Here is a 22,383-nt window from a genome sequence, read left to right on the forward strand (position 1 = left end):
TATATTTGTATTGACACACATCCAAAAAACTTTGACATACAGCAGGAACAAAAAAGAAAAAGAAAGAAGAAATGGAAATTGTCATCGAGGATGATTATCTGGTAAATTTGGTTAGTAGCTATCCAAATACAGAAGGGAAACGTAAGTTTCCATTAGGAGTTGAAAAGAAGTTTGTACAGCGTGTTGGTCAATTACGGGCTGTTTCAACAGAGAATGATTTAAGGGCAATTGGATCATTTCATTTTGAAAAACTTTATGGCGAATATAATGGCAAATACTCAATTCGAGTAAATAGATCCTGGCGCATTATATTCAGATTAGATAAAGAAGGATGCTTAAAAATCCTATTTATTGAGGAATTGAATAACCACTACGACGACTAGTGGATATTTATCACCTAAAAAAGGAGCGAAGATAAAATATGAACTACACAATTAACGACAGCAAAGGAAACGTTTTAGAGGTTAAGGCGTTTCATCCAGGTATTTTTCTTGAAGAAGAGATCGAGGATAGAGAATTGCTGAAGAAAACAGTTGCACAGCATTTAGAGATTTTACCAACTAACTTAAGTGAAATTCTAAAGGGTAAAAGAAATATTTCTCCAAGACTGGCTGTAAAGCTTGAGAAGGTTTTTAAGATCAGTGCCGAATATTGGTTAAACTTACAAATGGCTTGGGACTTACAGAATGCAAGAGAAGAGGAACATGCTTAAAATATAAAGCCTGAAATTCATCAGGCTTTTATTTTGTGTTTATCTTAAATATTCTTCTTGACATAGCTTTTGCCATCCCATTCATAGACCTCTTCTGACTTCTTCACCTTATATTTTATCTCGGAAACTGTTTCGTCATTGATGTCGGTTTCAGATTCGCCTTCTTCAATGGCCTTTACAATTAGTTTTTTGCCTTTTTTGTGTTGATTTGGGAATAGAAGTTCTTCGGAATAATAAAATACACCAGCATCACTAACGGAGGTGGTTTTAGGAAGATCAATGAGTTTATTCCCAGTCCAAGCAAAATTGAATACTTGTGTGCTTATTCCACACGCTTCACCTAAAAACTGGATACTATAGATGCTTTTTGCCTCTGGAGTTCCGTTCGGGTCGGAGAACTCGGCTAAGGTATAGCTTTGTTCATTGTGGTAGAATGGGAAAGATTTGGACGCAATTACTTTTTTTGATGCATCTAAGACTTTAAGTTCACACCAATAATAGATATTATCCTCTTCATTACTTTTCCATGGAAATCCATAGATAAATTGATTTCCTGTTTTCGGGTCTTTCTTCACATCCAAGGACACTAAACCTAACCATATGTACCCTTTCTTCTTTTTGTTGTTCACAGTGTACTCAATATGATACCAAGGTAGTTCCATACCTCGTATAAAGGTTGGATTATAGGCACCATTTCCAATAAATTTTATGGCTGATCCTACAGGAAGGGAATCCAAAAGTAGGCTTTTGCTATTTGGTTCTTCACGGATATAGGCCATATTAGCAAATATGACTGCTTCTTTTTTATCCGAAACATTCCAAATCGTAAAAGTATCTTCTTCAATATAAGCCCTGGCTTCTCGAGCAACTTCGCTGTCTTGTGCCATTGAAACAGTTGAAATCAAACAGAAGCCGAATACAAAGCGTAATTTTATAATGGAGTATAATATGTTTTTCATAGGATTAATGAAATAGTAAAACTATTGTAGTCTTTATAACAAGCCTTAAATGCATGTGTGTTATTTTTTTAAAGCTTCCAAGGCATATACCATTGGGATTTTTCCTTCTAATCCTTTGATCTGATATTTGCCTTTTTCTATTTCTACAGTATTTAAGAAACAGTTATAAGGTGAATAATTGAATTCATCAAAGGAGCTTAACTGAAGGTTGCTAGCTATTAAGGCTTGTAGTACTTCGGATAAAGGATGATTCCAAGATATTTCGGTGTTCTTTATGTCCGCACTTCGGTCTGCATAGGTGCCTTCATTGGTTTCAATGATTGCTTCTGTATTGAAATAGGGGTATTGAATGTTAGAGAAATCATTGCTAAACATCCATACCATAGGATGGAACTCTACAAAGATGAGTTTGCCGCCCGGCTTTAAACAACGGTAGATAACATCTGCCCATTTATTTAAATCTGGCAACCAGCCAATGGTTCCATAACTTGTAAATACGATGTCGAATTGTCCGTTTAATTCTTCAGGAGTAGCATAGACATCAGAACGAATGAATGCCGTATTTAGACCTAATTCTTTTGCTAAATCTTTTGCAGTAGCAATTGCTTCATCTGAAAGGTCAATCCCTGTAACTTCGGCACCCATTCTGGCTAAAGACAAGCTGTCTTGTCCGAAATGACATTGTAGGTGTAAAATTCTTTTGTCCTGAACATCCCCAAGAAGATGAAGTTCAATATCATTTAAAGAGCTTTTTCCTGATAAAAAGGATTTCATGTCATAGAATTCTGATTCTATGTGCGCAGGTGTTTTATCGTTCCAAAGTTTCCTGTTTACTTCAATATAATTCTTCCAATCGTTAGTGGTTTCCATGTTTATATGCTGAATTATTGAAAGTAAAGTTAATATAATTTTATCGCTTCATAGAGAAGAAAGGGCTCCTATTTAAGAAAGGGATATTTGCTAGGTATCGGCATTTATTTTTTCCTGTACTAGTTTTTTATCATCAGCGTCTGCTTCTAGTTCATTTTCCGCTTGTTCGGCATCCGCTTGTTTCTCAAATTGAATTTTAACATAAATAGGGTAGTGATCAGAATCAAAATTATCCAATTTCTTAATATTGATTAATTTAAAATCTGCCGATATGAAGGCGTGATCTAATGGGAACTGCAGGAAAGGTATTTTTGCATGAAAGGTATTAAAGAAACCTCTTCCACGCCTTGGGTCCAAAAGTTTACTTGTTTTGAGGAATAGTTCTGTGGTATAACTCCAAGCTACATCATTTAAATCGCCAATAACAAGGACCGGTAATTTCTGTTTGACAGCTTTTTTAGCCACTAATAATAACTCCTTATCACGTTCTGTTGATCTTGGATTTTCATTAGGTACAGGGGGTGTTGGATGCACCGCATATACTTGTACTAATTGACCACTTGGAAGTTTTATCTTACAGAAAATGCTTGGTATGTTTTCTTCTACTAGATAATGGACCTGAGGCTCATGGATAGGAAACTTAGAAAAGAGGAGCATTCCATAGGTATTATCTATCGGAACTTTCACTTGATAGTTGTAAGTATCATCGAGGATCTCTGTTTTCTTTTCCCATTCATGGTTGGTTTCCAATAACAAGATTAAATCCGGTTGTGCTTTATTGATCTCGTTTATACAACCTTGATAATTCGTATTGTCCTCATAAACATTGGAAATCATGACTGCTAATTGGTTGTCATGATTGTCTTGTTTAATCTTATACACTTGTTTTTTGCCTAGCGGAGTATAAGGGGCAATTTGCCAAGCTAAATAAACAGCATTAAGGACCAAAGCGACAAACAAGATATTTAAAGCTAATGGTCTATTATCGGTGAAAAGAAAGAACATTAGAAACCATAGGATTACCAATAGTAGTTTTTGTATTCGTGGATATTCAAAAACACGAAATGTCCAATAATCATTGCGGATTAAGGGAAGTAGACTGAATATTAAAAGGATACATCCGAAGATGTATAGGGATACGATCATATAATAAAATTGCTTACTTGTAATACGGTAAAAACCATGCCGATGTTTTAATTTATTTAGGAGTTAGTTAAGCAAAGTCTGATTAATGTAAATAAACGATTGGTTTTTAGGTCTATGCGTTATTTTCAGTAAATTATACTTGTTAGGGAAAGGATTGGGTAATTACACATTTTAATAAGTTTTATTTATGGCAAATCAAGGAAAACGCAGTTATGATACGCTTAGTGAAGCGGTCAACGATCTACAACAAAAGGGATACATTCAAGACTTTTTGTTTTCAGAAGATGGTGAGTGTCTGTTGTGTGCAGGTAAATCTACGGAACTATCACCTGAGGAGTTTGTCATCGATGATATTTATAGATTCGAAGGGATGACTGATCCAGCCGATGAAAGTATATTATTTGCCATCTCTTCCAGGGATAATTTGATTCGAGGCTTAATTGTAAACAGCTTTGGTGCTGAATTTAGTTTCAGGAAATCTAAATTGGTAGAAGAACTATATAGACGATCCAGGGAAATCCGATAAATAATATTATTTAACAGCTGATTTAAGTTGCGGTTTTATTTCATAAACACATCTGCTTTCGTTAGCTAGGATATGCTGTGTTCTATTAACCTGAAATTCTTCACCTAATAAGTTGCGGAAGTTTTTAAGCTCTGCACGACAGAATTGTTGACACTCGGTAGCTGCTGCACAAATAGGGCAGTGGTTTTCTATAAAATAATAGTTGTCATTTTCCTTTTTCCATTCGGCCATATATCCCTCACAGCTGCGTATTTCAGCTAATTTGGAAAGCTTATCTTCAATGCTATTCGTATTACTAAGCTTTTCAGAATAACGTGCATAGGTTAATTGTTCCCGATCTCCAATTAAGAGATCCAAAGCATTTTCTCCCAATAGCTTTTTAATAGATCGTAGGAGTTGAACGGTAATGTCAGCATGGCTGTCTGGGAATTTATCTTTTCCCACTTGACTTAATGAATAATACGTAAAAGGTCTTCCAACACCAGTGCTCTTGCAAACCTTCTCCACAAAACCCTCATCAAATAACTTGACCAAATGTTGTCTTGCACCTTCCTTGCTCAAATTTAATTCTTCAGCAATGACTGAGGCATCTAATTCACCTCGCATCTTTAACAACATCAATATTTGATCAGCATTATTCTTTTTCATTAACAATAATTTCCTTGTTTAATTAAATACAAATATACTGTTTTATAACAATATGAGTGTTTGTAATGAATTCAGATCATTTAATATGAATGTTTTCCTGCTAAATACTCTGTTGTCGAGTAGAATTATCATAAAATGATGACATTAATAAAACAATTAAAAACTTGTTTAATTAAAGCTGTTTTATAAATTTGAATAGGATTCTTATAGGTACAATAAACATATACAATTTACTAAATGGAGCAGTTTGTAAATAAGGTGGAGCAGCTGGGATTAATAACATTAGATCCTTTAGAACATCAGCCAATAAAAAAGGCGAAGGCACTCGATATCTCTCAGTTTTTATTCGCTGGATTGATGCTTAAGGAAAAGGAGTTTAAAGAGCAAATCAAAGAATTTGATTGGAGTATATTTCAGGATGAATACGTTGCGGTTTATTGTTCTACAGATGCTATTGTGCCATCTTGGGCATACATGATAATTGGTGATAAACTAAGCTCTTTAGCTGCAGAAATGGTATTTATGAAGCCTGAAGAATTCGATCTTAAGAGATGGCTGCTTGTCTTAGAATCTATGGATCTAAGCCTATATGAGGATCAAAAAATTGTAGTTCGAGCTCATACATCAATTGATCCAAGTATTTACTTGCTTCTTACTCATTTGCTTAAGCCTGTGGTGAAAGCATTGTATTATGGGGAAGCAGGATTGCCCAAAGTGATTTTCAAAAAGTAATAGAACACTTTTTACTATACCAAATATAAAACAACATGGAAAAATATATTCTCTCATTTCGAGCAACATTAAAGACCCTATTGGATCGGGAAAACATAAGTCAATTATTGAAAAAGCGTTTCCCTCAAATCATGTCTATTTCATTGGACTTAGATGATAAACAGTTCTATTTACGTGTGAACACGAGTGAAAGAATAGAGCAGTCTATTCAGCAATATATATTAGATCATGGTCAACGAATTTCATTTGTATCCGCAGTAACAGTAAAATCGGATATAGATCAAGCTGCTACTGCATAATTTTTCTTTTTATACTTTTTGTTTATTAGGCATCTCCTTTTGGGGAGGTGCTTTTTTTGTAATAAATGCAATACATGAATAATAGAATTATGTTCTTTAAATATTTTTAGTATATTAGTTTCAACATTTGAAATTTGCCACAACTTAAACCGAAGTAAGCAAATCATTTTTACGAATAATTCCAATACTGTTACATGCTTTGCGCATGCTCTGTTTTGGGCAATGTATTATGCTTAAGGCGATTTTAATTGTTAAATAAAACTGTAAAACATATAGTACAAACATCTTTAATTCAATTGGTTCAAAGAGCTGATTTTTATTAATTAGCTCTTAAGTAAATTCCTCGATGTGAATCGGGGAATTACTGTTTTTAGGGCTGTTAATTCTTTAAATAAGTAAGGAATTAGAGCCTTGATCTTGTTATATTTGTTATATAATTATTCGATTAAAAATGAGCAATTCTATGACTGTTAATGATTTGGTTTTTCGACCTGCTGTCATGTCTGAGGCAGAAGCAATTTGGGGTATCATTCAACAAGCGATTCAGAAGCGTAAAGAGGAGGGGAGTGATCAGTGGCAAAATGGTTATCCGAATTTAAAAGTTATTCAAGAGGATATAGAAGCTGGTTATGCTTATGTGCATGTAGATGAAAATAATCATGTTTATGGTTATTTAGCGCTTATTTTTGATGTTGAACCAGCCTATGAAGATATTGATGGAAAATGGTTAACGGATTGGCCATATGCTGTTGTTCACAGAATAGCGGTTAATCAGGAGCCTTATGTCAAAGGACAGGCTAGTTCCATGATGGAAAAGATTGAACCCATCTGTTTGGAAAATGGTTATCAGACAATAAAAGTAGATACGAATTTTGATAATGTAGGGATGTTACGTGTATTTGAGAAATTAGGATATACGTATTGTGGAGAGGTGAATCTGCGAGGAGGAATGCGGAAGGCGTATGAGAAGGTGTTAAAGTAGCTATTCTTATAAATCAATCATATTGATAAACAAAATAAGGCCAAATCCTAAGATTTGGCCTTTCATGTTTTCAAGAGGTGTGTTTTATCACCATGCCCAAATTACAAACCTATTTTCTTGGAAAATGTTTTGTAATTTGTTGAATAATATGAATTTATGTTTAAGCAGGTAATTTACCAACCCTCAAATATAATCTCCAACTGCTGTTTTTAGGTTGGCTAATGTCACCCCAAAGCTTTTCTAATTCCATCTGTAAATTATCGATAGGGTTATAACCTTCTTTTTCAATAAATAGTTGGGTAGCAGACCAACTGCGTAAATGCCCCAATAAATCTTCTAGTTTAAACCGTTTTCGGATATAGAATTCCGGAGGTTCAATTTCTCGAAATGGAAATGGAATGGTAGTATATTCCTGGTCTATGCTTTTGGTTTCTATTGGCCAATATGGTCCTACTATTTTATCGTGAAAATGTTTTATTAATGGATCAATTGTACGATCGATGCTAGGGATGCCATAAGCCCAAGTTGCTATAATACCATCTTTTTTGATTACACGCTTTGCTTCTTGGTAAAACTTATCGAAATCAAACCAATGTATGGCCTGAGCAATGGTTATTAAGTCCGCCGAATGATCTTTTAGGGTTGAATTTTCTGCTTTTTCGATATGATAGGTTACACGGTCATGAGCAAAAGCATTTTGAATTTGAGCTTGGCTTGGATCGCTTGCATATACCGAATCGTAAAAATCAGCTAAATGTATAGCTGATTGACCATTGCCAGTTCCACAATCCCATGCTAAATCATGTGCTGTAGTTAAATTAGAAAGGTAATCATATAGCTCATGGGGATAGGACGGACGAAACTGAGCGTAAATAGAGGCTTGTTTAGAGAAATTATCATTAAAAGTTGTCATAATACCCATTTTAATTTGATTGAATTTCAATATTAAATATACAAATTATTACGCGTATAAATACCTGAATATATTTGGATTTTTATGACTTATTTGTCTAGAAGCCCTGTAGGCTAGGCTTCTACATATTGGATTTTCATATTAGTAACAATTAAAAAGAATTTAAATATGAATTGAAATTTTTCTTATCTAGATGCATTCGCACAATTCGCCATTGTTCATTGTTATATTTCACAAAATGTTCTTGTGATTCAATCACTTTGAATCCTACAGACTCATAACACTTGATAGCGCTGCTATTCCATTCATAAACATTGAGTTCCATACTGTTGAAATGACATTTCTCAAAGCCATAATGACAAAGTTCGTTAATTAGCATTTTGCCAAGACCTTTACCTCTATCAGTGGGGTTGCCCAATAATACTCGACATATTAAACCAATACGGGTCGCTATTTTCTGGATCTCCGCATGACCAATGGCTTCATTTCTGTTGGAATCATAAATAACAAAATGTCTTCTGTTCGGGAGTTTTAAATGTTGCTCTAATTGTTCTTCATTCAATGGAAAATTGAAATTTGGACCAGCAAATTGAATAAGCAATTTAGGGCTATCAACCCATTGAATTAATTGCTTGAAATCTTTCGATGTGAATTTTTTAAGGGCAATCATAGCTTCATTTGCCTAATTGTCAAATTTAGCTTCAAAGGTCGCTTTATCCAAACAATACCAGGTGGAGTCAATATCATCATCTTCAAATAGTTCAACAAATTGAAACCCAAGTTTCTCAAGCACAACCCTAGATGCTGTGTTATCAGGGTGAGTAGTCGCAAAAATGCTTTCTATAGCAAATGTTTCAAAGGCATGTTTTATCACTGCAAAGCTCGATTCAAAAGCATATCCTTTTCCCCATGCACTCTCCTTGAATCGATATCCTAATTCATAGAAATTAATATGATTATTCATTTGGAAGTCAATGTATTTAATGCCACACCAACCTACACATTCATTGTTTGATTTATTCAATACGGCTAATCTCCCAGTATTAAATGATAGATACTGTTGTTGAATTGCTTTGATGTAATCATCTACTTCTGAAATAGAATTTACAGGTTGGTTGTAAATATATTTATGAACAGCAGGATTGGAATCCATCTCAAATAAATCGATACGGTGCTCAGTAGCTATAGGTGTTAGGATAAGCCTTTCCGTGTGAATCATGGTTAAAAGGTTAGTAATTGTTAATTTAATATCTCGTTCTATTTGTTTATTGGCAATTGTACTTAAAGATACTTAAGGATTTAGCTTTTTAAAGATTTTATAAATTTAAATTTTAAATATTATGCAATAATTGCTGAAAATATCTAATCAAGAAATGTGATTTAATAAAAACATGGTAATTATTAATAATTTAACATTTATTTAATTTATAATATATTACTTTTGTTACATAAATTCTTGGATAAGAAGAATTAGGTTGGTTTAAAATAGCATATGAATTCCGTTGTTAGGAAGCATATATATGTGATTATCTATTGCTGCACAATAGGATGGTCAGGTATAGTCTATTAAATCAATGACATAATTGAAAGGTTCCTTCAATTATCCGTCACATAAATTCTAGGGAAAAATTACATGTCTTCACTTAAATGGGGACAAAGGGGCTTATTGTATTCAACGAAAAATAAACTATACATGGAAATAACAACAAACAACTTAGAAGCATTTAATTTAACGGATAAAATGCGAGAAGTAGTACTTAATTGCTTCACATCAGACAATAACTTGGAAAACCTAGATGAATCTCAGCAGATGGAGATTTATACCTTGTTTGAAAAAATTAAATACAAAGATATCATTGACCAAAGTTTTTGGAGCTTGGGTGGTGGCTTGTCACACTATTATCTTAGCTTGAATGAAATTAAATTATCACTATTGGAAATTATGTCTACCCGTTCAGATGATAAGGAACGTCTTATTCTAAAGGAAATTTTTTTGTTCTTGAATATTTTGGATGACCGTAGTTTTTATCAACTCATAGCAATTCGCCAATTGTTGAATTGCCCAAATAATATTTTTTCTGAAAAGCTTGAAGAAGTGAAATTAGCATATTTCGAATAATTGTTTAGAATTAATGTTTAAATCAAAAGGTTGACTAAATTTGTTCAACCTTTTGATTTTTGTCGCTTAATTTTTACTGAATGAAATGGAAATATTGTTAAATTAAATTTAATCTTTAGTCCATTATAACTAAATTAGACGTCATAACGAAGTTGATGGCACCAAATAAATGATTACAAGAAAATATCATTTTGCTATTATTTAAATCAAGGCTTCACCAAGTATAAACAAAAGAATAATTCATGCGATTTTTATCTGAACACCAGATTTTTAGAGAGACCCTTCGTGCTTTCATACAAAAAGAAATTATACCTCATATTGACTCTTGGGAGAAATCAGGAGAAATTGATAAATCCATTTGGAAGAAAATGGGTGAAATGGGATTTATGGGATTAATATTTCCAGAAAAATATGGTGGATTAAATCTGGATTTCTATTATTCTTTGATATTTTGTGAAGAGATCTCTAAATGTTATTCTGGTGGTTTTAGTGTTTCAGCATTAGTCATTCAATATATGTCTGCTCCATATCTTTGGAAGTATGCGTCTGAAGAGTTAAAAGAAAAATACTTGGCACCTACTATAAATGGTGATATGGTTAGCGCAGTTGCTATTACTGAACCTGGCGTAGGTTCTGATGTTCAACAAATGAAAACTACAGCCGTATTAGAAGGTGATGAATATATAGTCAACGGTTCAAAGACTTTTATTACCAATGGGTATTATGGCGATTTTTTCATTACAGCAGTTAAGACTGATCCTAAAGCAGGAAGTAAAGGTATAAGCTTATTGGTGATTGATAGACACGCAGAAGGTGTTACCTGTAATAAAATCAATAAATTAGGTTGGCATGCTTCGGATACAGCAGAGATTGCTTTCGATCAAGTGCGTGTTCCGAAATCCAATCTAGTTGGTGAAGTTGGTCAGGGTTTTAAATACCTGATGGGCGGTTTGCAATTAGAACGATTAACAGCTGCAATCCATAGCTATGCTACAGCAGAATCTGCATTAGAATATACGCTTAAATATATCAAGGAAAGGCATGCTTTTAATCGTGCTATTAAAGATTTCCAAGTTATAAGACATCGGTTTGCACAAATGCAAGCAGATTTAGAAACAGTGAAAGCTTTTGTATATCACTGCTGCGATTTACAGAATGAAGGTGTTTATGCCGTTAAAGAATGTTCCATTGCAAAGCTGCAAACAAGCGAATTGGCGATTAAAATTGTTGGTGATTGTTTGCAGATGTTTGGAGGATATGGATTTACAGAAGATTATAAGATCGCTCGTCTATATAGAGATGTGCGTGTAGGAACTATTATAGCAGGCACATCTGAAATTATGTTGGAAATTCTAGCAAAGATTATCATTGATGATGTAGACTACGCTGCTAAATAGCCTGAAATTATTTCAAATTATGAATTTAAAACAACAACCTCACGATAGTATATTTTTTGAAAACCCTCTTGAAGAAGGTGTCACAGAGCTGATAATATATACAACGAATTCTACTTCTTTAACGATTGACCTGGATAATTTTAAACTGATTTTGGATCGTATGCTATGCATGCTAACTGATACTGAATCTACTGGCCTAATTCTACGTTTTGCAGTTCCCTTGCAAAGCATGGAGCTTAAAGAACTGTTTTTACAGGCTAAAGAAAAGAGTCAGTTTAAGAAGAAATTATTTGAAATATTAAACTTAATGAATGGGCTTGATAAGTTAAACAAGCCTATTGTTTCCATTATTGACAAGCCATTGAGTGGACTAGGTTTTACACTGAGTCTACTGGGTAATAAAATAATTTCATCAGATCCTAAAGTTAAAGTTGGATTTCCTGAAGGTGCTTATTCTATTTTATTAGGCTTAGGTTCCGTAGTTAATCTTAAGTCAAAAATTGGGATTGTGAAATCCTTTGAAGTATTGACCAAGGGTAAATTGTATGGAGTTGATCAGGCTTTGGAGTTAAATTTATTAGATCAAAGCTGTTCAAGTGAAGAGGATGCTCAATCTTGGGCAATGGATTATATTCTCCAAAAGAATAAACAAGATGTTGAAGAGAGCAAGGAATCTGAGACAATTAATTTGGATGAAGAAATTCAAAAGTTAAATAAACAAGCGAATCTTCACATCCCTGCACATGTTTCTTGTTTCATCATCTTTAATACTGGAGAATTTCTTGGTAAGGAGGAACAGTTAACTATGGAATTGGTGCAATTTGAATATATATTAAATTGCAGAGAGACAGAAGCCATGGTAAGGACTATGTACTATGCGGTTCAAAATGCACGAAATTATCAAGCTAAAACACCTTATGATTTTCAACAATTAACTGTTTTAGGAGCAGGAATGATGGGAGCGGGGATTGCTTATGAAGGAGCTAGGGCTGGTCTTGATGTTCAACTGAAGGATGTTAGTATGGCGGCTGCCGAAAGGGGCAAATCCTATTCTGAAAATGTTTGTTCTAAACTTATTCAATTAGGTAAAATGAACGCCGATTCAAAGGATTTAATTCTAAATAGAATTCACCCAAAGGCTGATTTGAATGGGTTGAATCATCAAGATATCATCATTGAAGCTGTATTTGAAGATGAATCCTTAAAGGCTCAAGTCATCCAAGAAAGTTTGCCTGCATTAAATAAAAACGGCATTTTTGCATCCAATACAACCAGTTTACCTATAAGTAATCTTGCAAAAAATGTTGCCGATCCTGTTCGTTTTATTGGCTTGCACTTCTTTTCTCCAGTAGATCGAATGGAATTGGTGGAAATTATTCGAGGAAAAGAAACTGATGATGAAACATTAGATAAAGCTTTACAATTTGTTTCAAAACTAAAGAAAACTCCTATTGTTGTAAACGATGGACCAGCTTTTTTTACTTCAAGAATTTTCTTTAATTACCTGCTTGAGGGGATAACCTTACTTATGGAGGGAGTATCTGTTCAGCAGGTGGATAAATTAGCTAAAGAAGCCGGCTTTGCTGTAGGTCCTTTAGCTGTTTTAGATGAAATTACACTGGAATTGATGTTACATGTATATGATCAACTTCCAAGTCTCCATGAAAGCCAGAAAAGAGCCTATGCTTATCTAAAGAAGCTAACTACTTTGGGTAGACATGGTAGAAAGTCAGGTCTTGGTTTCTATGATTATAGTAATAAAGAAATTGGTAAAGTAGCTTGGCAAGATCCTGATTTGGTGAAACAAGATGGCTTACCTAGTCCAGTAATGATAAAATATAGGTTATTACATGTTCTAGCTCTTGATAGCTTCCGTTGTTTGGAAAGTGGAGTTCTAACTAATCCTACGGATGGTGATGTCGGCTCTGTATTGGGAATTGGATATGCCATGCATACCGGAGGAGTATTCAGTCATATTGATCAAGTAGGAATACAGAACTTTGTCAATGACTGTTTGGAATTCCAGCGCTTTGGTGAACAATGGGAGGTGCCACATTCGTTAAAGGAATTGGCTAGAAAAGACTTTAAATTCTATTCCGGATTTAAGAGTAATTGGTAATAAATTTTCATTTTTATAAAAATAAAACAGCCTCTATTGAAAAATAGGGGCTGTTTTTATGTTGAGATTAATAAATGCTTAGACCATTAAATCTACTATTTCATTTACTGGTGTACTGACAAAACTTTTATAAGTCAAAGTACGATCTAATATTTCTTTTTGTTGTTTCTCAGCGAAAATACGAGCTACATTGATCTTATACTTTTCTATCAACTTTGGAATACCTTCATCTCTTCTGCGTTTATGTCCGATAGGGTATTCAACAACCACCTCTTCCAATACAGATCCGTCATTTAACTCGACTGTTAATGCATTCGCAATGGAACGTTTTTCAGGGTCATGGTAATCAAGTGTAAATTGAGGATCTTCCACACAAGTGATTTTATCTCTTAGGGTATCAATTCTTGCGTCTTGAGCTACATTATCTTCATAATCAGCAGCAGTCAATCTTCCAAAGATCAATGGAACAGCTACCATATATTGTATAGCATGATCACGATCAGCAGGATTGTGCAATGGACCTTTTTTGTCAATAATACGGATAGCAGCCTCATGCGTACGTATTTTGATAGATTTGATGTCCTCTGCAGATTTACCCATTTCTTGTAAACGAGCATGCAATGTCATAGCTGCTTCTACGGCTGTTTGTGAGTGGAATTCTGCTGGAAAAGAGATTTTGAACAATACATTTTCCATTACATAACTTCCATAAGAACGTTGGAATTTGAATGCCTGTCCTTTGAAAGACACATCATAAAAGCCCCATGTTGGTGCAGTTAAAACAGAAGGATAACCCATTTCACCCTTTTGGGCAATTAAAGCTAAACGCACAGCTCTAGAAGTTGCATCACCAGCAGCCCAAGATTTGCGGCTACCTGTATTAGGTGCATGCCTATATGTTCTTAAGGATTGGCCATCTACAAAAGCAAGTGACAAGGCATTGATTAATTCCTCTCTAGTTAGACCTAATAGCATTCCTACCACTGCTGTAGATGCTACTTTAACTAAAATCACATGGTCTAAACCAACTTTATTGAACGAATTTTCTAAAGCCAATACTCCTTGTATTTCATGAGCCTTAACCATTGCAGTTATTACATCTGACATATTTAATGGAGCTTTACCATTCGCGATGTTGTTTCGGCTAATCCAATCCGCTACTGCTAAGATTCCGCCTAGATTGTCTGATGGGTGCCCCCATTCAGCAGCTAACCATGTATCATTGAAATCTAACCACCTGACCATTGCTCCAATATTAAATGCAGCCTGAATAGGATCCAATTGATATGCCGTTCCAGGTACCTTAGCGCCGTTAGGAACAATTGTTCCTGGTACAATAGGACCTAAAAGCTTCGTACAGGCAGGATAGGTTAGGGCTTCAAAACCACAGCCAATGGTGTCTAAAAAACAATAGTGTGCTGTTTCAAGTGCTAAATCACTTTTTACCTTGTAATTTAAAACATAGTCTGCAATATCGATCAATACTTGATCTGGATCAGGTCTGTTATTTGAAATGTGTGATGACATATCCTTAATTATTCTATTTTATTTTGATGATTATTTTATTTTCTGTTTTCTAATGCAATGAATTCTTGATTTTCTGGACCTGTATAATTAGCGCTTGGGCGAATGATTTTTCCATCTTCACGTTGTTCAATCACATGTGCTCCCCAGCCAGAGATTCTAGACATCACGAACAATGGAGTGAACATATCGGTAGGAATGCCCATAATATGGTAAGCAACGGCTGAGAACCAATCTAGATTAGGGAACATTTTCTTCTCATTCCACATCAAGGTCTCTAACCTTTCAGCAATATCGAATAGCTTCATGTCACCCAATTCTTCTGAGAGCTCCTTAGCTACTCGCTTAATTACTTGGTTTCTCGGATCAGCTATCGTGTATACCGGGTGGCCGAATCCAATGATAACCTCTTTGTTTGCAAGTCTGTTTTTAATGTCTTGTTCCGCCTCATCAGCATTTTGATAACGGCTTTGAATTTCAAAAGCAACCTCATTTGCACCACCATGTTTTGGACCTCTTAAAGCACCAATAGCACCAGCTATACTGGCATAAATATCCGATCCGGTACCAGCAATCACACGAGCAGTAAATGTTGAAGCATTAAATTCATGCTCAGCATAAAGATTCAATGAGATTTGCATCGCCTTTATCCAATTCTCTGAAGGTTTTGTCCCATGTAATAGATGTAAGAAATGCGCCGCTATGGTTTCATCATCTGTCTCCACTTGTATTTCCTTATGGTTATGACTGTAATGATACCAATATAATAGGGCAGAGCCCATGCTTGCCATTAATCGATCTATAATATCCCGAGCTTTTTCAGTTTCATGAGCAAGGGGCTCAGGCTCTAAAGTTCCAAACATGGATACCGATGTTCGTAGAACATCCATTGGATGTGCTGTTTTAGGGATCAGCTTCAATACATCTTTCAAAGCTTGGGGTAAACCACGTAGTGATTTTAATTTTTTCTGATATGCAGTAAGTTCTTCTTCATTTGGTAGTTTTCCATGAATCAACAGGTAAGCCACTTCTTCAAAGCTTGCTTGATCTGCCAAGTCTAGGATATCATATCCACGATAATGTAAGTCATTACCACTTCTACCAACCGTACAAAGGCTTGTATTGCCAGCAGGAACACCCGAAAGGGCTACACTTTTCTTTGGTTTAAAACCAGTTTCATTAGCTTCCTTCATATTATTTGTTTTTAAATAATTGGTCTAATCTATCCTCATAAGCGTAATAATCAATGCTCTGATATAGCTCTTCTCGAGTTTGCATGCTTTCTATTACTGCTTGTTGGGTTCCGTCATGACGGATATGTTGAAATACATTTAATGCTGCTTTATTTGCTGCTCTAAAGGCAGATAAAGGATATAAAACAATCGAGACATCCGCATCTCTCAGTTCCTCAACCGTAAAAAGATCTGTTTTTCCGAATTCTGTAATATTAGCTAAAACAGGTAATTTGGTAGCTTCTGCAAACAATTTATAATCCGATAAATTAGTAACTGCTTCTGCAAAAATAAAATCTGCACCAGCATCTGCATAAGCTACAGCCCGTTCTAAGGCTTGACCAATACCCTCAGATGCAATAGCGTCAGTTCTAGCACCTAATACAAAATCTTGATCGATACGAGCGTCTACTGCTGCTTTGATGCGATCAACCATTTCTAACTGGCTGACCAATTCTTTGCCTGGTCGATGTCCACAACGTTTAGCACCAACCTGATCCTCCATGTGGATTCCTGCAGCTCCAGCTTTATCTAATGACTTTATGGTTCGAGCAATATTAAATGCCGATGGTCCAAATCCCGTGTCAATATCTACCAATAAGGGTAAGCTAGAAACATTGGTGATTCGTTCCACATCTATTAAAACATCTTGAAGATTGGTTATCCCTAAGTCGGGTATACCTAATGAGCCCGCGGCAACACCTCCACCTGATAAGTAAATTGCCTTAAATCCTGATTGCTCAGCTAATAAAGCATGATTGGCATTTATGGTACCTACTATTTGTAAGGGGATTTCATTTTGAATGGCTAGTCTTAATGCTTTTCCTGGAGATTCCTTTATCATATTGACTTAAATCGTTTATTTTTCTTGGTTAAATTTGACTGCTAGGAGTCAAATAAAATAGGTTTATCCTTTATTTTAAAGGTAAGAAAATAAGCTGATTATAAATAGTCACAGAAGGGTAAATTGAAAAAATATTATTTGGCTGATATGAATATTAGCTGTCTGCTTTTAAAGTTAAATGAAGCCACATTTTTTATTTGTATTCTTTTCTGGTCTCTAGGAATAATTGTATTTGGTTAAGTACAATAGGAAGTCTTTTTAGGATATCCGAGCTCCAAAAGCGGAAAACAACGTAGCCTAAATCTCGTAATGCTTTGTTCACTTGATAGTCCTTTTGCATGTTGCGTTCTATCTTAGGGATCCAAAAACTACGATTTGAATTTATTTGATTTTTTGTGTTTTCCCAGTTGAAACCATGCCAAAATTCACCATCCACAAAGAGGGCTAACTTATACTTTTTGAACACGATATCCGGTTTACCCGGAAGTTCTTTTACGTGTAGCTTATAGCGATATCCCAATTCGTATAATGCTTTCCTTAATCGTAATTCAGGTTTACTATCCTTTCCTTTGATCTTGGTCATTATTTTCCTTCGGCGCTTAGTAGTGTAGTATCCTGCGGATTCTTCAAACCTAGGCACCTTTATTGGATTCTCTTGATAAATAGGGCTACTCATATCACAACAAAATTATACCAGTATATCTATAATAACAAGACAAACAAAAAAAGGGACGGTTTTACCCGTCCCAATTTATTAAAATGAAATTATGAAGATTAATATCCTGGATTTTGTACCAATCCAGGTTCTACGCGTAAGCTATTCTCATGGAATGGCCACAAATAATTATTCTGTTTAAATTCGCGGTCTTCAATCTTAATGGTTTCTTTTTTACCATTTACCATACGTGTGTGACCTAATGCCGGTTGGTTTAAAACTTGTTCTGCAATTTTCCAACGCAAGATGTCATCATAACGTAGACCTTCTCCAGCCAGCTCTGTACGACGCTCGTTTTGAATTAACTTAATCCATTCTTCTTTGGATTTGGTAGTCAACTTCACATCGGCAATTGTCATATCCAAACCAGCACGCTTACGTACTTGATTAATACAATCTTTTGCTAAATCATCCACATTGCCTAACATGATTTGTGCTTCAGCATAAGTCAATAGAACTTCTGCATAGCGTAATAAAGGAAAGTGCATGTTTCCACCAGATTTGAAGGCATCAGTCTCATCGACAAATTTCTTAAACCAATAACCTGATTTACTAGAACGTTGATTTTCGTAATAGAACAAGCTTCCTGTATTGTAGATGTCAATCTTATCACCATAGAAAGTATCTCCTTGTCCAAAAACACTAGAAGCTAAACGAGGGTCACGGTTTAATTTAGGATTCAATTCATATTCTTCTTTCGTATGCAACGGACAAGCATCAATAGGACGTCCCTGCAAAGTCCAGTAAGAATCTACTAATGCTTTTGTAGGAACTACATACGATTGACCATTACCTGTACGGTATTGTGGTGCTAAGTCGCGGAAAGAGTTTGTAGCAGAGTTGGCATGGCTTTCCATGTCAAACTTCACGATATATTCTTTATTGGTCTTGTCTGCTTTATAGCTGAACATATCGCCATATTTTGGATGTAGGGAGTAATTGCCGCTATCCATGATTTCCTTCGCTAATTTTGCAGCTAATTCATAACGACCATTGTACAAAGCGTAGCGCATGATTATAGCCTTAAAAGAGTACTTATTGAACATGTAAGCATCAGAGGTATATTCTTTATCCGGTAATCTATTAGCGATTTCTTCGGCTAACGGGAATATAGTTTCCAAGATTTCAGCTTTACTTTTGGCTGGTTGTAAAGCAGTTTCCATGTTAGCAGGTTCCAATAGGAATGGTACATTTGCCCATCTGCTAGTTAGTTTAAAGTAATGCCACACGCGCATGGCTTCTAAAATACTTTTGAACTTTGTACGAACTGCCTCATCCTCTACATAAGGTACATCAGCATTCGCAATAAAAGTATTTAAACGACCCAAATGTTTCATTTGAAGCTCATAGTAGTATAAGAATGCAGGCGTATTTGCATTGATATTACCATTTGCGATACGTTGGTGGTGATCACCTTCGACACGGCTATAAGCGTTGTCGGTTTTTCCATCATCAAGATAGAATAATAATCCTCTTGCCCCAACAGAGGTGAATACATCCACATAACTACTATAGATTACTCGGCGAAGGTCTTCTTCCGTATTAAAGAATTCAACGAAAGAAGTAGCTGTAGGGTCGGTTTTATCTAAGAATTTTTCACAACTGGCTAAAGACATACTTGCCAATAAACCAAAATATATGATTGATTTTCTCATTGCTTTTCAGATTAAAGATTAAAAGATTGTGGCTCTAACACCAAAACTATAAGTTGCCATACGCGGATAGTTTCCATTTCCACCATTACGCTCTGGATCTAAACCTTCAAACTTGGTGAAGGTAAAGGCATCTTGCGCATTCACGTATAAACGCACATTGTGAAATGTATTACCCCATTTCGGGAATGTATAGCCCAGTTGCAACATTTTTATACGGAAGAATGATGCATCACTTAACCAAACATTACTTAAGAAGGTATTGGTACTTGCACCTGTCCATACACGTGGGAATCTTGAATTTGGTGTTTCTGGTGTCCAACGGTTGTCTGCATATTCTTGACGTGGAGCTCCCAATGCATTAGAAGTTCCATCAACTAAAATCGGATATCCTTCCATACCTGATAAACGAGCAGTACGACGACCAACTCCTTGACCTAATGCTGCAAAATCCCAACGCTTGTACTTTAAATTCAAATTGATTGAATAATTCAAATGCGGGAATGGATCACCTAAATCTACACGGTCATCATCATTGATGATACCATCTCCATTTTGATCTCTATAACGAACATCACCAGGCAAAGTATTTGATAGCTTGGCTGTAGTACCATCAATCTCTTGTTTATTCTGGAAGAAACCATCTGTTTCATAACCATAGTAGTTGTCGATTGCAATACCATTGTACCAAATTTTATCGTTGGTGTTTTTGAAAATTAAGGTATCTGTGCGGCTATAGCCTGCTTTTTCTACCTTATTGGTATTATCGAAGAACATACCACCAATGGTATAATTCACATTTCCGATCTTATCAGACCAAGATGCGGATATCTCATATCCTTTATTTCTAACCTCACCAATGTTAATAGCCGAAGTTAAGGAGTATGAACCTGTCAATGGAGGAACAGGGAAGTCAGAATAAATTAAATCGTAAGAGAACTTATCATAAACCTCAGCAGTTAAATTCAAACGATTATTTAATAAAGTGACATCAGCACCTATGTTCCATTGTTTTTGTTTTTCCCACGAGAAATTAGGATTTGGCACACGCATCATCCATCCCCAAGTATTTACAACCTCTTGCCATAAATAAGGATCAACATTTTCATTACCGATTAAACCGTATGATCCACGGATTTTAAAGTTCGTAATGCTTTTGTTTTCCAAAAGGCTAGACATAAAGGATTCGTTGTGTAAATTCCATGCAACAGCAGCAGAAGGGAAGAAGCCCCACTTTTGTCCAGGAGCAAATTTACTGCTACCATCTGAACGAGCTGTTAACTCCAATAAATAACGATCAGCAAAGGAGTAGTTTAATTTTCCAAAGAAAGATGCTTTATTCACTTCACGGTAATCAGTGTATGTGAAGTTCATAATTTCAGTACCCCCAGTAAAATAAAGCTTATCCTTGTTTCCACGAAGATCCTTGGTGTAGTTTACTAATGCTCTAGCAGTAATTTGAGATTGACTCACACCTTGTTCAGCACCAACACTGTTAGCCCAAATAGTCGCTGGTTTACCGTTTACATCATAAAACTTAAAAGTCTCACGAACGGATTTGTTAGCCGACTTATTGATCATATAAGACACATTACCTTCAATATTCAAGTTTGGATTGATATAGTATTTTGGTCTTAAATTGATTGTACTACGGTCATGCATGTAGTTTTTAGTACCTCCATGATTGATGGATGCTACAGGATTTAAGTTGTTGTGTAGCATGTAGTGATTTGGAATATCTGTCCCTTCAAAAAGGATTTGTTGTGTAGGGTTCATTCTCCAAGCAATTTGGTATAAACCATGACCATCATCATTGGCTAATAAACGGTCTACTTGTAATCTATGCGCATAAAAGTCAGCTAATAAGACAAACTTATTGGCAATATTCACATTCGTGTTGAAACGAGCTGAGAATTTCTCGGAACCTTCAATGCTATTTAAACCGTTTTCTTGAATATGTCCTAACATCAAATTGAATGTACCTACACCACCACCACCAGAAACACTGGCAGCTTGATTATGGGAGTAGGATTTACTTTGCATTATTTCATTAAGCCAGTTTACACTTTTGATTTCTCCTGACTCCGCTTTGCTGATGTCTTCTGCAGAATACAATGGCGTTTGTCCTTGAAGCAATTTAGCTTCATTATTTAATTTCATGTAATCTGTTGCATTGACAAATGTCGGAAGGTCAATAGGATCATCAATAGCTGCCCAAGCGTTAATATCCACTTTGAATTGACCAGTAGAACCACGCTCGGTTTCAATGATAATTACACCGTTTGCACCTCGTGAACCATACATAGACGTGGATGCAGCATCTTTTAATACTGTTAGACTTTTGATTTGGTTCGGGTCAATATCTGTTAAAGATTGCTCCATACCATCAACGATTACTAGGGGAGAAGCGTTCTGTAAAGTACTTACACCACGAATAGCAATACTTCCTGGGACACTACCTGGCAAACTGTTTCCTTGTAGCATGGTCACGCCTGGAATGGTACCACTAAATGCTTGTTCCATTTTCATAATTGGACGTGTTTTCGTTTGGCTCATGTCCATCTGAGATACCGAAGACGCTAAGTGTTTCTTGTCTACAGTAGAATAACCCACTACTACGACCTCGTCAATTCCTGTGTTTTTTTCTGCAAGAATAACATTTAAACGAGTTTTGTTTCCAAAGCTAATTTCTTGATCCTCATAGCCAATTGCGGAGAAAATTAAGGTCGTTGCTGTTGTTGGAACAGCAATCTCAAAATTACCACCAGCGTCAGAAGCAGTACCTAAGTTGGTACCCTTAACCAAGATACTGGCATTCACCACAGGACGGTTTTGGTTGTCCTTAATTGTACCTGTTATTTGTCGATTGCTCTGTGCATGTGCAAACGAACTGAACAGGACAATGAATAACATCATCGTAAAGATATTTTTCATGATCTGTTTTTGGTTGTTTATTAGTTGATTGTTTGTTAATTCACCCTTGTTTTTCGATTA

Annotated in this window: 22 protein-coding genes; 9 read left to right on the plus strand and 13 right to left on the minus strand. The window is 35.5% G+C overall.

The annotated features are described in order from the left end of the window. The first annotated feature begins 71 nt into the window (after positions 1–71). Both ACP6L2_RS03585 and ACP6L2_RS03590 read left to right on the plus strand, forming a co-directional pair. On the plus strand, positions 72–383 hold the full coding sequence (locus tag ACP6L2_RS03585) for a type II toxin-antitoxin system RelE/ParE family toxin (protein ID WP_440507925.1): 312 nt from the start codon (positions 72–74) through the stop codon (positions 381–383). 38 nt (positions 384–421) lie between these two features. Next, complete coding sequence (locus ACP6L2_RS03590; RefSeq protein WP_440507926.1) at positions 422–712, plus strand: HigA family addiction module antitoxin; 291 nt, start codon at positions 422–424, stop codon at positions 710–712. A gap of 44 nt (positions 713–756) precedes the next feature. On the opposite strand, the gene ACP6L2_RS03595 is transcribed toward ACP6L2_RS03590, so the two are convergent. From ACP6L2_RS03595 to ACP6L2_RS03605, 3 genes are all read right to left on the minus strand, one after another. Beyond that, entirely contained in the window at positions 757–1,671 is a 915-nt protein-coding gene (locus tag ACP6L2_RS03595) for a hypothetical protein (RefSeq protein ID WP_440507927.1), read from the minus strand. Positions 1,672–1,731: 60 nt separating this feature from the next. Beyond that, positions 1,732–2,541 (minus strand): class I SAM-dependent methyltransferase, encoded by an 810-nt coding sequence (locus ACP6L2_RS03600; RefSeq protein WP_440507928.1) that lies wholly within the window; start codon positions 2,539–2,541, stop codon positions 1,732–1,734. A gap of 90 nt (positions 2,542–2,631) precedes the next feature. Further along, the gene (locus ACP6L2_RS03605; RefSeq protein WP_440507929.1) at positions 2,632–3,687 is read right to left on the minus strand and encodes an endonuclease/exonuclease/phosphatase family protein; all 1,056 of its coding nucleotides are present in this window, start codon (positions 3,685–3,687) and stop codon (positions 2,632–2,634) included. 187 nt (positions 3,688–3,874) lie between these two features. On the opposite strand from ACP6L2_RS03605, the gene ACP6L2_RS03610 reads away from it, so the two are divergent. Further along, the gene (locus ACP6L2_RS03610) at positions 3,875–4,213 is read left to right on the plus strand and encodes a phosphoribosylpyrophosphate synthetase (protein ID WP_440507930.1); all 339 of its coding nucleotides are present in this window, start codon (positions 3,875–3,877) and stop codon (positions 4,211–4,213) included. Positions 4,214–4,219: 6 nt separating this feature from the next. On the opposite strand, the gene ACP6L2_RS03615 is transcribed toward ACP6L2_RS03610, so the two are convergent. Further along, positions 4,220–4,861, minus strand: a complete 642-nt coding sequence (locus ACP6L2_RS03615) for a helix-turn-helix transcriptional regulator (protein ID WP_440507931.1) — start codon at positions 4,859–4,861, stop codon at positions 4,220–4,222. 237 nt (positions 4,862–5,098) lie between these two features. Here ACP6L2_RS03615 and ACP6L2_RS03620 point away from each other — a divergent pair, with 237 nt between their 5' ends. From ACP6L2_RS03620 to ACP6L2_RS03630, 3 genes are all read left to right on the plus strand, one after another. Further along, positions 5,099–5,593, plus strand: coding sequence for a DUF2480 family protein (locus tag ACP6L2_RS03620; RefSeq protein ID WP_440507932.1), 495 nt, complete (start codon positions 5,099–5,101; stop codon positions 5,591–5,593). A 35-nt stretch (positions 5,594–5,628) separates the two neighbouring features. Next, positions 5,629–5,892, plus strand: coding sequence for a hypothetical protein (locus ACP6L2_RS03625; protein ID WP_440507933.1), 264 nt, complete (start codon positions 5,629–5,631; stop codon positions 5,890–5,892). A gap of 451 nt (positions 5,893–6,343) precedes the next feature. Continuing rightward, positions 6,344–6,874: an N-acetyltransferase family protein gene (locus ACP6L2_RS03630; protein ID WP_440507934.1), complete on the plus strand. Its 531-nt coding sequence runs from the start codon at positions 6,344–6,346 to the stop codon at positions 6,872–6,874. A gap of 160 nt (positions 6,875–7,034) precedes the next feature. On the opposite strand, the gene ACP6L2_RS03635 is transcribed toward ACP6L2_RS03630, so the two are convergent. The 3 genes from ACP6L2_RS03635 to ACP6L2_RS03645 all read right to left on the minus strand — a co-directional run bounded on the left by ACP6L2_RS03635 (position 7,035) and on the right by ACP6L2_RS03645 (position 9,006). Continuing rightward, a complete protein-coding gene (locus ACP6L2_RS03635) occupies positions 7,035–7,787 on the minus strand; it encodes a class I SAM-dependent methyltransferase (protein ID WP_440507935.1) in 753 nt (250 codons plus the stop codon). 151 nt (positions 7,788–7,938) lie between these two features. Beyond that, the gene (locus tag ACP6L2_RS03640) at positions 7,939–8,457 is read right to left on the minus strand and encodes a GNAT family N-acetyltransferase (RefSeq protein ID WP_440507936.1); all 519 of its coding nucleotides are present in this window, start codon (positions 8,455–8,457) and stop codon (positions 7,939–7,941) included. A 12-nt stretch (positions 8,458–8,469) separates the two neighbouring features. Then, on the minus strand, positions 8,470–9,006 hold the full coding sequence (locus tag ACP6L2_RS03645) for a GNAT family N-acetyltransferase (RefSeq protein WP_440507937.1): 537 nt from the start codon (positions 9,004–9,006) through the stop codon (positions 8,470–8,472). A 474-nt stretch (positions 9,007–9,480) separates the two neighbouring features. Between ACP6L2_RS03645 and ACP6L2_RS03650 the strand changes: the two genes are divergently transcribed. The 3 genes from ACP6L2_RS03650 (at position 9,481) to ACP6L2_RS03660 (ending at position 13,422) form a co-directional block, all read left to right on the plus strand. Further along, a complete protein-coding gene (locus ACP6L2_RS03650; RefSeq protein ID WP_440507938.1) occupies positions 9,481–9,906 on the plus strand; it encodes a hypothetical protein in 426 nt (141 codons plus the stop codon). Between the two features lie 242 nt (positions 9,907–10,148). After that, on the plus strand, positions 10,149–11,303 hold the full coding sequence (locus tag ACP6L2_RS03655; protein ID WP_440507939.1) for an acyl-CoA dehydrogenase family protein: 1,155 nt from the start codon (positions 10,149–10,151) through the stop codon (positions 11,301–11,303). A 19-nt stretch (positions 11,304–11,322) separates the two neighbouring features. Then, positions 11,323–13,422 (plus strand): 3-hydroxyacyl-CoA dehydrogenase NAD-binding domain-containing protein, encoded by a 2,100-nt coding sequence (locus ACP6L2_RS03660; RefSeq protein ID WP_440507940.1) that lies wholly within the window; start codon positions 11,323–11,325, stop codon positions 13,420–13,422. Between the two features lie 78 nt (positions 13,423–13,500). Here the strand turns inward: ACP6L2_RS03660 and ACP6L2_RS03665 are convergent, their stop codons facing one another. The 6 genes from ACP6L2_RS03665 to ACP6L2_RS03690 all read right to left on the minus strand — a co-directional run bounded on the left by ACP6L2_RS03665 (position 13,501) and on the right by ACP6L2_RS03690 (position 22,323). Then, positions 13,501–14,949 (minus strand): bifunctional 2-methylcitrate dehydratase/aconitate hydratase, encoded by a 1,449-nt coding sequence (locus tag ACP6L2_RS03665; protein ID WP_440507941.1) that lies wholly within the window; start codon positions 14,947–14,949, stop codon positions 13,501–13,503. A 35-nt stretch (positions 14,950–14,984) separates the two neighbouring features. Next, positions 14,985–16,139 carry a bifunctional 2-methylcitrate synthase/citrate synthase gene (gene prpC / locus ACP6L2_RS03670; RefSeq protein WP_440507942.1) on the minus strand — a complete coding sequence of 385 codons (1,155 nt, stop codon included), beginning with the start codon at positions 16,137–16,139 and terminating at the stop codon, positions 14,985–14,987. A gap of 1 nt (position 16,140) precedes the next feature. Further along, complete coding sequence (gene prpB, locus ACP6L2_RS03675) at positions 16,141–17,022, minus strand: methylisocitrate lyase (RefSeq protein ID WP_440507943.1); 882 nt, start codon at positions 17,020–17,022, stop codon at positions 16,141–16,143. Between the two features lie 193 nt (positions 17,023–17,215). Beyond that, a complete protein-coding gene (locus tag ACP6L2_RS03680; RefSeq protein WP_440507944.1) occupies positions 17,216–17,698 on the minus strand; it encodes a very short patch repair endonuclease in 483 nt (160 codons plus the stop codon). Between the two features lie 98 nt (positions 17,699–17,796). Continuing rightward, entirely contained in the window at positions 17,797–19,392 is a 1,596-nt protein-coding gene (locus tag ACP6L2_RS03685; RefSeq protein WP_440507945.1) for a RagB/SusD family nutrient uptake outer membrane protein, read from the minus strand. 18 nt (positions 19,393–19,410) lie between these two features. Then, positions 19,411–22,323 carry a SusC/RagA family TonB-linked outer membrane protein gene (locus tag ACP6L2_RS03690; protein WP_440507946.1) on the minus strand — a complete coding sequence of 971 codons (2,913 nt, stop codon included), beginning with the start codon at positions 22,321–22,323 and terminating at the stop codon, positions 19,411–19,413. Between the last annotated feature and the right edge of the window lie 60 nt (positions 22,324–22,383).

This window comes from Sphingobacterium lactis, assembly GCF_051951495.1.
Taxonomy (GTDB): Bacteria; Bacteroidota; Bacteroidia; order Sphingobacteriales; family Sphingobacteriaceae; genus Sphingobacterium; species Sphingobacterium lactis_A.

What these genes read in the sequence shown, in the direction of transcription:
- ACP6L2_RS03585 (WP_440507925.1), top strand. Translation starts at nt 72, where the DNA reads ATGGAAATTGTCATCGAGGATGATTATCTGGTAAATTTGGTTAGTAGC.
- ACP6L2_RS03590 (WP_440507926.1), top strand. Translation starts at nt 422, where the DNA reads ATGAACTACACAATTAACGACAGCAAAGGAAACGTTTTAGAGGTTAAG.
- ACP6L2_RS03595 (WP_440507927.1), bottom strand. Translation starts at nt 1,671, where the DNA reads ATGAAAAACATATTATACTCCATTATAAAATTACGCTTTGTATTCGGC.
- ACP6L2_RS03600 (WP_440507928.1), bottom strand. Translation starts at nt 2,541, where the DNA reads ATGGAAACCACTAACGATTGGAAGAATTATATTGAAGTAAACAGGAAA.
- ACP6L2_RS03605 (WP_440507929.1), bottom strand. Translation starts at nt 3,687, where the DNA reads ATGATCGTATCCCTATACATCTTCGGATGTATCCTTTTAATATTCAGT.
- ACP6L2_RS03610 (WP_440507930.1), top strand. Translation starts at nt 3,875, where the DNA reads ATGGCAAATCAAGGAAAACGCAGTTATGATACGCTTAGTGAAGCGGTC.
- ACP6L2_RS03615 (WP_440507931.1), bottom strand. Translation starts at nt 4,861, where the DNA reads ATGAAAAAGAATAATGCTGATCAAATATTGATGTTGTTAAAGATGCGA.
- ACP6L2_RS03620 (WP_440507932.1), top strand. Translation starts at nt 5,099, where the DNA reads ATGGAGCAGTTTGTAAATAAGGTGGAGCAGCTGGGATTAATAACATTA.
- ACP6L2_RS03625 (WP_440507933.1), top strand. Translation starts at nt 5,629, where the DNA reads ATGGAAAAATATATTCTCTCATTTCGAGCAACATTAAAGACCCTATTG.
- ACP6L2_RS03630 (WP_440507934.1), top strand. Translation starts at nt 6,344, where the DNA reads ATGAGCAATTCTATGACTGTTAATGATTTGGTTTTTCGACCTGCTGTC.
- ACP6L2_RS03635 (WP_440507935.1), bottom strand. Translation starts at nt 7,787, where the DNA reads ATGACAACTTTTAATGATAATTTCTCTAAACAAGCCTCTATTTACGCT.
- ACP6L2_RS03640 (WP_440507936.1), bottom strand. Translation starts at nt 8,457, where the DNA reads ATGATTGCCCTTAAAAAATTCACATCGAAAGATTTCAAGCAATTAATT.
- ACP6L2_RS03645 (WP_440507937.1), bottom strand. Translation starts at nt 9,006, where the DNA reads ATGATTCACACGGAAAGGCTTATCCTAACACCTATAGCTACTGAGCAC.
- ACP6L2_RS03650 (WP_440507938.1), top strand. Translation starts at nt 9,481, where the DNA reads ATGGAAATAACAACAAACAACTTAGAAGCATTTAATTTAACGGATAAA.
- ACP6L2_RS03655 (WP_440507939.1), top strand. Translation starts at nt 10,149, where the DNA reads ATGCGATTTTTATCTGAACACCAGATTTTTAGAGAGACCCTTCGTGCT.
- ACP6L2_RS03660 (WP_440507940.1), top strand. Translation starts at nt 11,323, where the DNA reads ATGAATTTAAAACAACAACCTCACGATAGTATATTTTTTGAAAACCCT.
- ACP6L2_RS03665 (WP_440507941.1), bottom strand. Translation starts at nt 14,949, where the DNA reads ATGTCATCACACATTTCAAATAACAGACCTGATCCAGATCAAGTATTG.
- prpC (WP_440507942.1), bottom strand. Translation starts at nt 16,139, where the DNA reads ATGAAGGAAGCTAATGAAACTGGTTTTAAACCAAAGAAAAGTGTAGCC.
- prpB (WP_440507943.1), bottom strand. Translation starts at nt 17,022, where the DNA reads ATGATAAAGGAATCTCCAGGAAAAGCATTAAGACTAGCCATTCAAAAT.
- ACP6L2_RS03680 (WP_440507944.1), bottom strand. Translation starts at nt 17,698, where the DNA reads ATGAGTAGCCCTATTTATCAAGAGAATCCAATAAAGGTGCCTAGGTTT.
- ACP6L2_RS03685 (WP_440507945.1), bottom strand. Translation starts at nt 19,392, where the DNA reads ATGAGAAAATCAATCATATATTTTGGTTTATTGGCAAGTATGTCTTTA.
- ACP6L2_RS03690 (WP_440507946.1), bottom strand. Translation starts at nt 22,323, where the DNA reads ATGAAAAATATCTTTACGATGATGTTATTCATTGTCCTGTTCAGTTCG.